Origin of the sequence: Actinokineospora sp. (assembly GCF_052390155.1) — a bacterium.
Classification (GTDB): Bacteria; Actinomycetota; Actinomycetes; order Mycobacteriales; family Pseudonocardiaceae; genus Actinokineospora.
In genome coordinates, this window is the sequence record NZ_JBQTHF010000023.1 from 25917 (window position 1) to 36849 (window position 10933).

The 10933-nt window shown below is 72.6% G+C and carries 16 protein-coding genes; 13 read left to right on the forward strand and 3 right to left on the reverse strand.

Annotated features, from left to right (window positions below; translation table 11 throughout):
* Positions 1–33: 33 nt before the first annotated feature.
* On the reverse strand, positions 34–309 hold the full coding sequence (locus ACT4N7_RS08515) for a hypothetical protein (protein ID WP_444828065.1): 276 nt from the start codon (positions 307–309) through the stop codon (positions 34–36).
* 206 nt (positions 310–515) lie between these two features.
* Here ACT4N7_RS08515 and ACT4N7_RS08520 point away from each other — a divergent pair, with 206 nt between their 5' ends.
* Genes ACT4N7_RS08520 through ACT4N7_RS08580 form a run of 13 tightly spaced genes read left to right on the forward strand, consistent with a single transcriptional unit; the run spans position 516 to position 9660 of the window.
* A complete protein-coding gene (locus ACT4N7_RS08520; RefSeq protein ID WP_444828066.1) occupies positions 516–785 on the forward strand; it encodes an acyl carrier protein in 270 nt (89 codons plus the stop codon).
* Complete coding sequence (locus ACT4N7_RS08525) at positions 782–1540, forward strand: hypothetical protein (RefSeq protein WP_444828067.1); 759 nt, start codon at positions 782–784, stop codon at positions 1538–1540. Before ACT4N7_RS08520 ends, ACT4N7_RS08525 begins: the two co-directional genes overlap by 4 nt.
* Positions 1537–2850, forward strand: a complete 1314-nt coding sequence (locus tag ACT4N7_RS08530) for an MATE family efflux transporter (RefSeq protein WP_444828068.1) — start codon at positions 1537–1539, stop codon at positions 2848–2850. The genes ACT4N7_RS08525 and ACT4N7_RS08530 overlap by 4 nt, the downstream gene beginning before the upstream one ends.
* Positions 2847–3335 carry a hypothetical protein gene (locus ACT4N7_RS08535; protein WP_444828069.1) on the forward strand — a complete coding sequence of 163 codons (489 nt, stop codon included), beginning with the start codon at positions 2847–2849 and terminating at the stop codon, positions 3333–3335. Before ACT4N7_RS08530 ends, ACT4N7_RS08535 begins: the two co-directional genes overlap by 4 nt.
* A complete protein-coding gene (locus ACT4N7_RS08540) occupies positions 3332–3817 on the forward strand; it encodes a GNAT family N-acetyltransferase (protein WP_444828070.1) in 486 nt (161 codons plus the stop codon). Before ACT4N7_RS08535 ends, ACT4N7_RS08540 begins: the two co-directional genes overlap by 4 nt.
* Entirely contained in the window at positions 3814–4251 is a 438-nt protein-coding gene (locus ACT4N7_RS08545; RefSeq protein ID WP_444828071.1) for a GNAT family N-acetyltransferase, read from the forward strand. The genes ACT4N7_RS08540 and ACT4N7_RS08545 overlap by 4 nt, the downstream gene beginning before the upstream one ends.
* Positions 4239–4826, forward strand: coding sequence for a GNAT family N-acetyltransferase (locus ACT4N7_RS08550; RefSeq protein WP_444828072.1), 588 nt, complete (start codon positions 4239–4241; stop codon positions 4824–4826). The genes ACT4N7_RS08545 and ACT4N7_RS08550 overlap by 13 nt, the downstream gene beginning before the upstream one ends.
* Positions 4823–5203 (forward strand): holo-ACP synthase, encoded by a 381-nt coding sequence (gene acpS, locus ACT4N7_RS08555; protein WP_444828073.1) that lies wholly within the window; start codon positions 4823–4825, stop codon positions 5201–5203. The genes ACT4N7_RS08550 and acpS overlap by 4 nt, the downstream gene beginning before the upstream one ends.
* Before the next feature lie 35 nt (positions 5204–5238).
* Complete coding sequence (fabG, locus tag ACT4N7_RS08560; RefSeq protein WP_444828074.1) at positions 5239–5952, forward strand: 3-oxoacyl-ACP reductase FabG; 714 nt, start codon at positions 5239–5241, stop codon at positions 5950–5952.
* Between the two features lie 28 nt (positions 5953–5980).
* Positions 5981–6238: an acyl carrier protein gene (locus ACT4N7_RS08565; protein WP_444828075.1), complete on the forward strand. Its 258-nt coding sequence runs from the start codon at positions 5981–5983 to the stop codon at positions 6236–6238.
* Between the two features lie 5 nt (positions 6239–6243).
* Positions 6244–7443, forward strand: coding sequence for a beta-ketoacyl-[acyl-carrier-protein] synthase family protein (locus tag ACT4N7_RS08570; protein ID WP_444828076.1), 1200 nt, complete (start codon positions 6244–6246; stop codon positions 7441–7443).
* A complete protein-coding gene (locus ACT4N7_RS08575) occupies positions 7436–8461 on the forward strand; it encodes a beta-ketoacyl synthase N-terminal-like domain-containing protein (protein ID WP_444828077.1) in 1026 nt (341 codons plus the stop codon). The genes ACT4N7_RS08570 and ACT4N7_RS08575 overlap by 8 nt, the downstream gene beginning before the upstream one ends.
* On the forward strand, positions 8458–9660 hold the full coding sequence (locus tag ACT4N7_RS08580) for an NAD(P)/FAD-dependent oxidoreductase (protein ID WP_444828078.1): 1203 nt from the start codon (positions 8458–8460) through the stop codon (positions 9658–9660). The genes ACT4N7_RS08575 and ACT4N7_RS08580 overlap by 4 nt, the downstream gene beginning before the upstream one ends.
* On the opposite strand, the gene ACT4N7_RS08585 is transcribed toward ACT4N7_RS08580, so the two are convergent.
* Both ACT4N7_RS08585 and ACT4N7_RS08590 read right to left on the reverse strand, forming a co-directional pair.
* Positions 9620–10111: a YybH family protein gene (locus tag ACT4N7_RS08585; protein WP_444828079.1), complete on the reverse strand. Its 492-nt coding sequence runs from the start codon at positions 10109–10111 to the stop codon at positions 9620–9622. The two genes, ACT4N7_RS08580 and ACT4N7_RS08585, sit on opposite strands and share 41 nt — an antisense overlap.
* A gap of 28 nt (positions 10112–10139) precedes the next feature.
* Positions 10140–10933, reverse strand: a 794-nt coding sequence (locus ACT4N7_RS08590; protein ID WP_444828080.1) for a LuxR C-terminal-related transcriptional regulator, incomplete at its 5' end; no start/stop codon positions are given.

The window sequence follows — 10933 nt, forward strand, 5'->3', positions numbered from 1 at the left end:
AACCCGGGTGGCAGGGCCGTGTGGTGTGGAGTTTCATCGGACACCGTCGCCGTCTTTGGGGAACTCGACGGTGTCGAACCGGTTCGCGCCCCGAAACCGGGGATACCCCGGTTTGTCCCCGGCCTTCACACGCCGGAAGAACGCCTGCATCGCCTTGTCCAGGCGGCGCAGCGTCGCCTGCTGCGAGGAGAACGACCACTGACCCTGGCCCGGATCGGACCTTCTAATGTCCTTCAACTGAGCGGACTGGTCGCCGTAGCGGACGGTGGTCATCGACAGGTGCTGATAGGCGTCCCGACGTTCCTGCAACGCCCCGTTGTACAACGCGCGGTGATCCGCAGCATCTCGGTGAGCGCATTGACTTGCTTGCTGGTGGGACGCAGCAGGAACTTGAACGACCGCCTCACGACGGGTCCTCCGTGGCCTTGCGCCAGAGACCGTCGGCCCCTGTCTCTTATTCGGGCGGCTCAATTCCGCAATCGCCTGAAGGCGACAATCCTCCTGAGAGGTTTCTGATGGACCGTGCCCAGATCGTCGAGTACGTCAGGATCTCCCTGTCCGAGGTGCTCGAAGAGGACATCGCCGAGATCACCGAGGACGCCCGGCTGTTCGAGGACCTCGGTCTCGACTCGACCAGTGCCATCGAACTGCTGATGGCGATCGAGGACACCACCGGCCTCGAAACCGACCTCGACGACCTCGACCCGGAGTTGTTCCGCACGGTCGGCGGCGTGGTCTCGTTCATCGAGGCCGGGCTGTCCGCGGCGACCGCGGCCGCGCGATGACCACCGCGACGGGCGAGCTCCACCTGAGCCGGGTGGGCGCGCGGGTCTTCGCCGAGCGCCCCGGGCACGTCGTCCCGCCTGCCCACGCGCGGATCCTGAACGACCTGGCGCGGGGCGAGTTCGCGCGCAACGGCAACAGCTTCCGCGGCATGACCGCGGCGCTGGTCGCCGACCTCGCCGAGCCGCTGGACCTGGTGGTGCTCGCCTACGCCGAACCGGACCTGCACGTCCCCGAGGTCGCCGGGTGCTACCTCGCGCACGCCTGCCCCGGTGACCCTGTCTCGTACTCCGTCTCCGAGCAGGGCACCGGGGCCACCTTCACCGCGCTGCGGATGGCCGACGCCATGTGCCGCCTCGGCGAGCTGACCGCGGGCGCCGTGTTCGCCCTGGACCGCGCGCTGCTGCTGGACACCCCGAACCTGGACGACTGCGCGGTGCTGCTCCAGGTGGGTACAACCGGCGGGTTGTGCGTGGAGTCGATCACCGAGACCGTGGTGGCCGGCCCGGCCGCCGTGCTCGCCGCCGCGCCGGGCACCCGGTTCCTGGTCGGTGCCGGGCTGTCCGACGCGCTCGCCGGGTCGCCGCTGCTCCGCGCGCCCCGGGTGCACTTGCCGCGGCCGCGGCTCGGCGTCACCAGCGCCTGGGCGACGCTCGCCGACCGGTGGCCGATCACCGAACCGGTGGTGGTGGCCGACTTCGATCCAGACACCCGGCGGCTCTACACCTGTGCGCTGCGGCCGGGAGGTGCGCGGTGAGCAACCAGATGCGGAGGATGGTCGGCCTCGCCGCGCCGTTCGCGGTCTCCAACGTGATCGGCCTCGGCGCGCAGCTCGTCGTGATCGGCATGGTCGGCCGAATCGGCGACGACGCGCTCTACCTGCGGTCGGTGTACATGCCCGCCGCGTTCCTGTTCCTGGCGGTCCAGGTCGGTCTCGGCGCGACGACGCAGGTCGCCACCGCCCGCTGCGTCGGCCGGGGCGACCGGGACGCGATCGCGGGCAACCTCGGCAGCCTCGCGCGGATCGGGCTGCTCGCCTACGCGGCGGTCGGCGCCCTGCTGGTCGCCGCGGCGAGCGGGCCGGTGCTCGGGGTGACGCCGGAGCACCGGGTGGAACTCGCGCTGTTCGTGCTGGCCATGGCGGCCGCCGGGCTGTTCGCGCTGGCGGGGGAGCTGTGCGCGGCCACGCTGCGCGGCATGGGTGTCGGCTCGGCCGCCATCGTGCTCACCTCGATCTTCGCCGCGATCAACATCGCGGTGGTCGCCGCGCTCGGGTTCGGTGTCCGAACAGGACTGTCCGCGGTTCCGGTCGGGCTCGCGGTCGCCGGTGCGGCCAACCTGGTGATCGGGCTGGTTATGTTGCACCGCAAGGGAATTGTCGGCCGGTGGGCGCCGTGGCGGCCCGACATGCTCACGCTGGTCCGGGTGATCGGGCTGCCGGTCGGCGGGTCCTACCTGGTGTTGTTCGTGGTGAACACGGTGATGCTGCGGATCGTCGCCTCGGACGGCGAGTACGCCGTCGCGGGCTTCGCTTCGGGCTACCTGTTGCAGACCGCCGTGATCGTGCCGGGGATCGGGTTCGGCTCGGCCATCGCGGTGCTGATGAACCAGCAGCGCGCGGCGGGCGAGGCCGCCCTGGCCATGGCCACCTACCGACGCGGGGTGGTGCTGGTGGTCGGCTGCTACGCGGTCGTCACCGCGGCACTCGTCATCGCGGGCAGGCGCCTCGCCGAGCCGCTGTCGGCGAACCCGGAGATCGTCGCGGAGGCCGCGCGGTACCTGGCCGTGGTGGGACCGACCTTCGGCGCCACGGCGGTGGTGCTCGCGGTGACCACGGTGCTCGAACACACCGGCCGCGGCCCGATCGCGCTGGGCGCGACCATCGGGTACTTCGCCTTGATCGTCGCGATCGGCGCCTGGGCGGTCGCCGCGACCGGCGATGTCACGGCGCTCTACCGCACGATCGCGGTGGCCGCGGCGATCAGCGCGATCACCGCCCCGCCGATCGTCTGGTACGCGCTGTCGGCCCGCGACAGGCAACGTCAACCGAGTGCGGCGGGATCATGATGGAAACCCGGTGGTCGTCCCGAAGCTATGTCCCCACCGACCTGTCGCGCGTGCTGGATCTGTTCACCGAAGCGGACTTCCGCTTCCGAACCGAGCTGCCGCACCTGCTGTCCGCGGCCGAGGTGGTCGAACTGCTGGCCGCGGACACCCGGCTGCTGTTCGCCGACGGCGAACTGGTCGGCCTGTACGGGATCGATCCGGTCGGCAACCGCCACGGCTGCCACTACCGGCTGCACCTGCGGCTGCGGGCGCACGCGCCCCAGGCGTGGTGGGTGGCCGCGTACCGGGAGATCGTCCGCGCGCTGCGCTGGCGCACCGAAGTGGTCCGGCTGAGCCTGCAGGTCGACGAGACCGACGAGCGCGGCCTGGCCGCGGCCCGCGCGCTCGACCTCACCGACGAGGGCACGCTGCCCGGGGTGGTGGCAGGCGTCGGCGGTCGCACCGGCCCGGCCTGTTTCGCCCAGCTCTGGCCGGTGTGGTCATGACCGCGGTCGCGCTGACCGGGGCCGGGCCGCGGCTCGCCGGATACCGGGCCGAGCACCGCCACCTGCTCACCGGGCCCTGGCTGCCCGGTGAGGGGCTGGCCATGCCGTTGGCAGGCTGGCCCGCGCTGGCCCCCTGGCACACGGTCGAGGCGCCGGAGCCCGGCGCCGCGCGGTACGGGGGGCCCGGGGTCGCGGTCGGCCGCGTCGCCGAGGTGGACGGGGTGCACCGCAGAGCGCGGGTGGAGATCGGGGTGCGGCCGGGCGCGGTCGAGCACGTGCCCGCGCTGGCGCGGCTCGCGGTGTCGCACGCGTTCTCGGTGCTGCACCTGCACCGCGTCACCGCCTGGGTCACCCCGGCGCTCGACCCGCCGACGTCCGCGCTGGCCGCCGCCGGATTCACCCCGGAGGTCGTCATCCCGCAAGGGATCTGGTTCGACGGCCGACCGCTCGACCGTGCCATGTGGACGGTGGTGGACCGATGACCGGGTTTCGCGTGCTCACCGCGCCCGAGGCGGCCGAAGCGCTCGGCGCCGCGCGGGCGCGCGGTTTCCTCGGCCTGGACCCGGTGACCCAGAACGACGACCTGCTGGCCCGCGAACTGACCGAGCGCCAGGCGCGGGTGTTCGGCGCGGGCACCGCCGTGCTCGGGTGCGTGCTGAACCCGGACAACCCGCGCCAGGCGGTGGTGGCCTGCACCACCGACGATCCGGCGCCGCTGGCCGCGTTCGTCGAGTTCCTGCACCGGCACCTGCGGTGCACGTCGTTCATCGCGCACACCACCGACGCGCGGGCCGCGGTGCTGACCGAGTGCGGATTCACCCGGATCGGCACGCTGGCCGACCACGTCTACCGCGGTGGCCGCTACCACGACGAGTACGTCTTTCACCGAGCCGTGGAGGGCCGATGCGCGGGCTGACCATCCGGCACTTCACCCCGGCCGACGTGCCGCTGCGGACCGCCCTGCTGCGTGAACCGCACTGCCTGGAGAACATCGGCGACTGGCCGCTGCTCACCGACCACGGCGAGATCGTCGCCCGGCAGCACGCCGCGATCGCGCACCGGCAGGCGAGTTTGCGGCTGTTCTGCGTCTGCCGCGGCACTGGCGAGGTCATCGGATTCGTCTGGATGACCGACATCGACTGGCGCAGTCAGACCTGTCAGTTCTCGATTGTCCTAGTGGAGCGGTATCGCGGGGGTTTCGGGACACCGGCCGTCATCACCGCCCGGGAGTACCTGCACAACGAGCTGAACATGCGGGTCGTGGTCAACCGGGTCTTCGAGCACAACACGATGTTGAACTCGCGCGGCCAGCTCACCGCGAGCCGCCAGGTCACCTGCCCGTACGACGGCTACACCGTCGGCGAGTTCCGCACGCAGAGCGCGTGGGTGCAGACCGTCGACGACTTCCGCGCCAGCGTGGCGGAACTTCCCCAACGGCGGGCCGAGTTGCGGGCCCGAATCCAGTCCAGAGCCGCGGAGGTCATCGGATGAGAGTGGGAGTCGACCTGCTGAGCATTTCCCGGTTCGCCCGCGTCGCCAGGCACGAGCGGTGTCTGACGTGGCTGTTCACCGAGGCGGAACTGGCCGAGGCGCGTGGTCTTTCGCCGCGGCGGTCCACCGAGCGGCTCGCGGGCCGGTTCTGCGCCAAGGAGGCGACGGCCAAGGCCATCGGCCGTGGTTTCGGGCAGGGCCTGTGCTGGCGCGACATCGAGATCACCGGCGACCGGTGGGGCTCGCCGTCGGTCACGCTGCGCGCGGGCGCCGCAACCACAGCGGCAGCCGCAAGCATCACCGCCATCGAACTTTCCCTTTCCCACCAAGCAGACCTCGTCATCTGCGTAGCAACCGCCACCCAGGAGTCCACATGACACCCTCAGGTCGCCGGGAGGCCGGGTGCGCGATCGTGAGTGGCTCGCGTGGGATCGGTCGCGCCATTGCCGTGCGGCTGGCCGCGGATGGCTTCGACGTGGGTTTCTGCTTCCACCGCAACGAGATCGCCGCCAAGGAGACGGCCGCGGAGATCGAGTCGCACGGCAGGCGGTGCCACTACGAGCGGGTCGACGTCGCCGACTACGTCGCGGTCGGCGAGTTCGTGGCCCGTGTCGAGGACCGGCTGGGCCCGCCGTACGCCGTGGTGGCCTGTGCGGGCATCACGCGGGACCGCCCGCTGGCCGTGATGGACGTGGCCGACTGGGACGCGGTGCTGCGCACCAACCTCGACGGCCTGTTCCACCTGTGCCGGGCGACGACGTCCGGCCTGATCCGGCGCGGCGAGGGGGTCCTGGTGACCGTGTCCTCGGTGTCCGGCATCGCGGGCAACGTCGGCCAGGCCAACTACGCGGCGTCCAAGGCGGGCGCGCACGGTCTGATCCGGTCGCTGGCCAAGGAGGTCGGCCGGTTCGGCGTGCGGGCCAACGTGGTGGCGCCCGGCTTCATCGACACCGACATGCTCACGGGCATGCGCGACTCGGCGCGGGACAAGGCCGAGCGGGCCATCGCGCTCGGCCGGTTCGGCGCGGCGGAGAACGTCGCGGACGCGGTCTCGTTCCTCGTCTCCGATCAGGCGGCCTACATCACCGGGGCCGTGTTGCAGGTCGACGGCGGGCTCACCCTGTGACCCGCCCTACCGAGAGGATCTGACAGTCATGGAAGCAGTCGCAGTGTCGACGGACCGGCTCGCCGAGATCGCGGAACTCGCCGCGGACCTGTTCTCGGTCAGCGTTGAGGAGGTGGTGGGTGCCGAGTCGTTCATCGAGGACGTCGAGGCGGACTCGCTGCTGGTCATCCAGCTTCTCGTGCAGTTGGAAAAGCGTTACGGCGTCCCGATTCCCGACACCGAGCTGCCCAGACTGGTGAACCTGCGCGCCACCTACGAGCTGGTCGCCGAATACGCGGGCTGGTGACGGCGGTGTCGCGCCGGGTGGGGATCACCGGGATCGGGCCGGTCTCCGGGGTCGGCATCGGCCGCGCCGCCTTCACCGACGCGCTGCGCGCGGGCCGCGGCGGCATCGGGCCGATCACCAGCTTCGACACGACCGGGTTCGAGCGGGGCGTGGCGGGGGAGGTGCGCGACTTCCGGCCGGAGCGGATCCTGCGCAGGCTGCGGGCCGCGGACTGGGGCCGCTCCGCGCTGTTCGCGGCGAGTGCCGCCCGGCTGGCAGTGGCCGACGCCGACCTCGACCCGCCGGCACGCACCGCCGTCGTGGTCGGCACCACCTCCGGTGAGGCGGTGCCGATCGTGGACCTGACCAGGTCGTGGTTCGAGGACGGGTACGGCGTGCCGGACCGGGCGCTGGCCGCGAAGGTCCCCGCGTCGCGGCTGGCCATCGCGGCGGCCCAGGAGTTGGGGGTCGGCGGTGAGGCGGTCACCATCGCCACGGCGTGCGCGGCGGGCAACTACGCCATCGGGCACGCGTTCGACCTGATCGTCTCCGGCGAGGTGGACGTGGCGATCGCGGGCGGCGCCGACTCGGTCTCCAGGTTCACCCACGCGGGCTTCCACCGCCTCGGCGCCCTCGCCGCGGACCGATGCAGCCCGTTCGACGAACAGCGCTCCGGCATCATCACCGCCGAGGGCGGCATCGGGCTTGTCCTGGAGACCGTCGACGGCGCCCGCGCCCGCGGCGCGCGGATCTACGCCGAGGTGCTCGGCTACGCGATGACCTGCGACGCGAGTCATCCCGTCGCCCCGGATCGCGACAGCATCGCCCGGTGCATCCGGGCCGCGCACAAGCGCTCGGGGGTGAGTCCCGACCAGGTGGACTACATCTGCGCGCACGGCACCGGCACCCGGACCAACGACCTGGTGGAGAGCAACGCGGTCCGCGCGGTCTTCGGCGACCGGCCGCCGCCGATGAGTTCGATCAAGTCGATGCTCGGCCACACCATGGGCGCGGCCAGCGGCTTCGGCGCCGCCGCGTGCGTACTGAGCATCACCCACGACTTCCTGCCGCCGACGATCAACCACACCCACCCCGACCCGGACCTCGCCGGGATCGACCCGGTGCCGAACGAGTCCCGGGCCGCGGTGGTCGACGTGGCCCAGAACAACGGGTTCGCCTTCGGCGGCAACAACGCGATCGTGCTGTTCGGGAGATGCGATGACTGATCGTGCGCGGACCGGCCTGGTCATCACCGGCGTCGGCGTGGTCGCGCCCACCGCGGCGGCCTGCGTCGACGACCGGCCGCTACCGAGGCCGGTTTCCTTTGTGGCCCAAGGGTTCGACCCGGTGGCGCGGCTCGGCCGCAAGACCGCCAGGTTCAACAGCCGCACCACCCTGCTCGCGCTCGCCGCGTGCGATTCGGCACTCGCCGACGCGGGCATCACGGTCACCGACGAGACCCGCGACGGCATCGGTGTCACCCTCGGGACCACGTGCGGCAGCCTGACCGGCACCGTCGAGTTCGGCTGGGACACCTTCGCCGAGGAGCGCCCGTACCTGGTCAACGCCGCCACCTTCCCCAACTCGGTGATCAACACCGCGGCCGGGGCGGTGGCCATCCGGCACGGCCTGCGCGGGGCGAACTCGACGGTGGCCGCGGGCCCGCTGGCCGGGATCGCGGCGCTGCGGCACGCCGCGGTGACCCTGCACGCCCACCACGCCGACACGATCCTGATCGGGGCGGCCGAGGAGTGCACGGCACCCGCGGCGTGGTGGGCGGCGGCGCTGCGACCGGACGCGGTGCTCGGCGAGGGCGCCGCCGTGCTCGTCCTGGAGCGGGCCGACGTGGCCGCCGCGGCGGGGCGCGCTCCGGTGGCCGCGTTCGGCTCGGCCCTGACCGTGGCCCGCGACGTGACCGGCGCCGGCTGCGCCAAGGCGGTGCGCGACGCCCTGGACCGCGCGGGCGTCGAGCCGTCGGCGGTCCGCACGGTCGCGCTGCGGCTGACCGGTGTGGCCGAGGTGGACGACGCCCAGCGCGCGGGCGTCGCCGCCGTGCTGGTGGTGGAGCCGGAGACCGACGCGGACACCTTCGGCGACTGCTTCAGCGCCCACGCCGCGCTCCAGTTGGCCGACCTGGCCTGCCGGGCCAGGTCGCGGCACTGGGGCGCGGGCGACGCGGGCGTGGTGCTGGCGGCCGACCCGGACGGCGCGATCGCGGTCGCGGTCCTGCGGGGGGTGTCGTGACCGCCGGATACGACGTCATCGTGGTGGGGGCGCGGTGCGCGGGCAGCACGACCGCGCTGCTGTTCGCCCGCGCCGGGCACCGGGTGCTGCTGGTGGACCGGGTCACCTTCCCCCGGGACACACTGTCCACTTTGTACATCCAGCAGCCGGGGGTGGCCCAGCTCGCCAGGTGGGGGGTGCTGGCCGAGGTCACGGCGACCGGCTGCCCGCCCGTGTACGAGATCGCCTACCAGGTGGGCGATGTCCGGGTGATCGGTCGGCCGAGCCCGGTCGACGGGGTGACCGCCGCGTACGCGCCCCGCCGCATCCGGCTGGACTCGGTGCTGATCGACGCCGCGGTCGCCGCCGGGGTGGAGTTCCGCGAGGGCTGCGCCGTGGCCGAGGTGCTGTCCGACGGCGACCGGGTCACCGGGGTCCGACTGACCGGACGCGGCACCGAGCACGCGCGGCTGGTGGTCGGCGCCGACGGCATGCGCTCCACCGTGGCCGCCAAGGTCGGCGCGCGGACGCTGGTCGAGCATCCGCGCCGGACCTGCGTCTACTACACCTACTGGCCCGCGCTGTCGGACCGGTTCGAGGTGTACGAGGGACACGGCGGCTCGGTCGGGGTGATGCCGACCAGCGACGGGGCGACCGGGGTGGCCGCGTACTTCCCGCAGTCGAGGTTCGGGCAGGTCCGCACGGACGCGATGAACACCTACCTGGCAGGCGTCCGGGCGCTGGCACCGGAGCTGTCCGCGCGCATGGCGGCGGCCGGGCCGCTCGACCGGCTGTACGGAACCGGGGACCAGCGCAACTTCTTCCGGGAGGCCGCGGGCCCGGGGTGGGCGCTGGTCGGCGACGCGGCGCACCACCTGGACTCGATCACCGCCCGCGGCATCACCAACGCGTTCTGCTCGGCGACGCTGCTGGTCGACGGCGTCGCCGGGCACCTCGACGACGAGCCGCGGCTGCGCGCCGCGCTGGCCGACTACGCCCGGCGGAACTACCGGTCGATGATCGAGGACTACAAGTACACGCTGCGGGTGTCGCGGCTCAAGCCGCCCGGCCACCAGGCCAGGATGCTGCGGGACATCGGCGCGGACCCGGTGCTCACCGAGCAGTTCTTCTCGGTCGTCTCCGGCTCCGGCGGCGGACCGGAACTGCGGGCCAGGATGCTCACGTGGCTGAGCCCGCGGACTCGCCCGGCGCGGGTGTGACCGCGGGCCTGCGCCGGCGGACGCGGCCGGTCGACTCGGAGATCGTGGTGAGGTGGTCGAGCAGCACCTGCCACCGCCCGTCCTCGCGAACCCAGGTCAACCCGCCGAGGTAGTGCAGGTGGTAGTCGAGGGCGGCCATGGCCATCGTCGCGTCCTCGATCACCACCGCGCTGTGCTGGCCGCTGATCGTCAGCTTCGCCACGGTGAACGTGGCGGTCCAGCGCCGGTCGGCGAACAGACCCGTGTAGTACTCCCGAATCGAGGCGGGCGTCGGGTAGATCGAGCCGTCGAACAGGATGAACGTGGCGTCGGGGTGGTAGTTCGCCAGGAAGACCTCCAGGTCGCGGTCGAGGAACTGCTGGTTCATCGCGTACTGCGCCGCGACGAGTTCCCTGGCGAACGGCTCGTCGCCGATCTCGCTCGCGGTGGTCGTCTCGCTGTGTGCTCGCATTGCCGCTCCTCCGGTGTCGCTTGGGTTGTCACACTCGCTGGGCGTTGCCGATCTGGCGGACGAGCGCGGTCCGCGAGGTCACCCCGACCTTGGTGAAGATGCGCGAGACATGGCACTCGACGGTGCGCACCGACAGGTGCAGGTGCTCGGCGATGCCCCGGTTGCTCATCCCCTCGCTGACCAGACCCGCGATGTCACGCTCCCGATTGGACAGTCCATTGTGGTCGGTCGGGTGCCGGGGCAGTCGGGCGCCGAGCCCGCACTGCCCGGCTGTCGCCTGCACGACCAGCCAGTGCGCGCCGTGCGCGGAGAACAGCTCCTTGGCCAGCGCCAGCTCCCGCCTGCTCGCCGCGACGTCCTCGCGGGCGGCGGCGACCCGGCCCGCGAGCAGTCGGGCGTGGCCGAGCGGGATCGGCGACGCGGCCCGCTCGAACGCGTCGACCGCCCTGGTGACCGAGTCGGCCGCGGCGACCGACGCGCCGCGCGCGAGGTGCACCTGGGCCGCGGCCATGCTCGCGGTGCCGACCTGCGTTGGCAGCCCCCCGGCGTCGGCCGCGACCACGGCCTCGCGGTGCCACTCGATCGCGGCGTCCAGGTCGCCCGTGGCCAGGGCCGCCAGCGCCGCGGCGGCGAGCCTGCCGGGTCGCTGCGGATCGGGTGCGCCGCCGCGGCGCAGCGCCGCCGCCAGCACCGCGCGGGCTTGCGGATATTCCTGGCGCAGGTAGATGTAGCCGCGCCCGGCGCCGACGGCGTAGGCGGCGATGATGCTGGCCTCGATCAAGAGGAAGGGGTCGCGCTCCAGCAGCAGTTTGTCGCTGAAGC

Excerpts from the sequence above, each read along its gene's own strand:
- ACT4N7_RS08540 (WP_444828070.1), top strand. The coding sequence starts at position 3,332 with ATGACCGCGGTCGCGCTGACCGGGGCCGGGCCGCGGCTCGCCGGATAC.
- ACT4N7_RS08585 (WP_444828079.1), bottom strand. The coding sequence starts at position 10,111 with ATGCGAGCACACAGCGAGACGACCACCGCGAGCGAGATCGGCGACGAG.
- ACT4N7_RS08550 (WP_444828072.1), top strand. The coding sequence starts at position 4,239 with ATGCGCGGGCTGACCATCCGGCACTTCACCCCGGCCGACGTGCCGCTG.
- ACT4N7_RS08535 (WP_444828069.1), top strand. The coding sequence starts at position 2,847 with ATGATGGAAACCCGGTGGTCGTCCCGAAGCTATGTCCCCACCGACCTG.
- ACT4N7_RS08525 (WP_444828067.1), top strand. The coding sequence starts at position 782 with ATGACCACCGCGACGGGCGAGCTCCACCTGAGCCGGGTGGGCGCGCGG.
- ACT4N7_RS08545 (WP_444828071.1), top strand. The coding sequence starts at position 3,814 with ATGACCGGGTTTCGCGTGCTCACCGCGCCCGAGGCGGCCGAAGCGCTC.
- acpS (WP_444828073.1), top strand. The coding sequence starts at position 4,823 with ATGAGAGTGGGAGTCGACCTGCTGAGCATTTCCCGGTTCGCCCGCGTC.
- ACT4N7_RS08565 (WP_444828075.1), top strand. The coding sequence starts at position 5,981 with ATGGAAGCAGTCGCAGTGTCGACGGACCGGCTCGCCGAGATCGCGGAA.
- ACT4N7_RS08575 (WP_444828077.1), top strand. The coding sequence starts at position 7,436 with ATGACTGATCGTGCGCGGACCGGCCTGGTCATCACCGGCGTCGGCGTG.
- ACT4N7_RS08520 (WP_444828066.1), top strand. The coding sequence starts at position 516 with ATGGACCGTGCCCAGATCGTCGAGTACGTCAGGATCTCCCTGTCCGAG.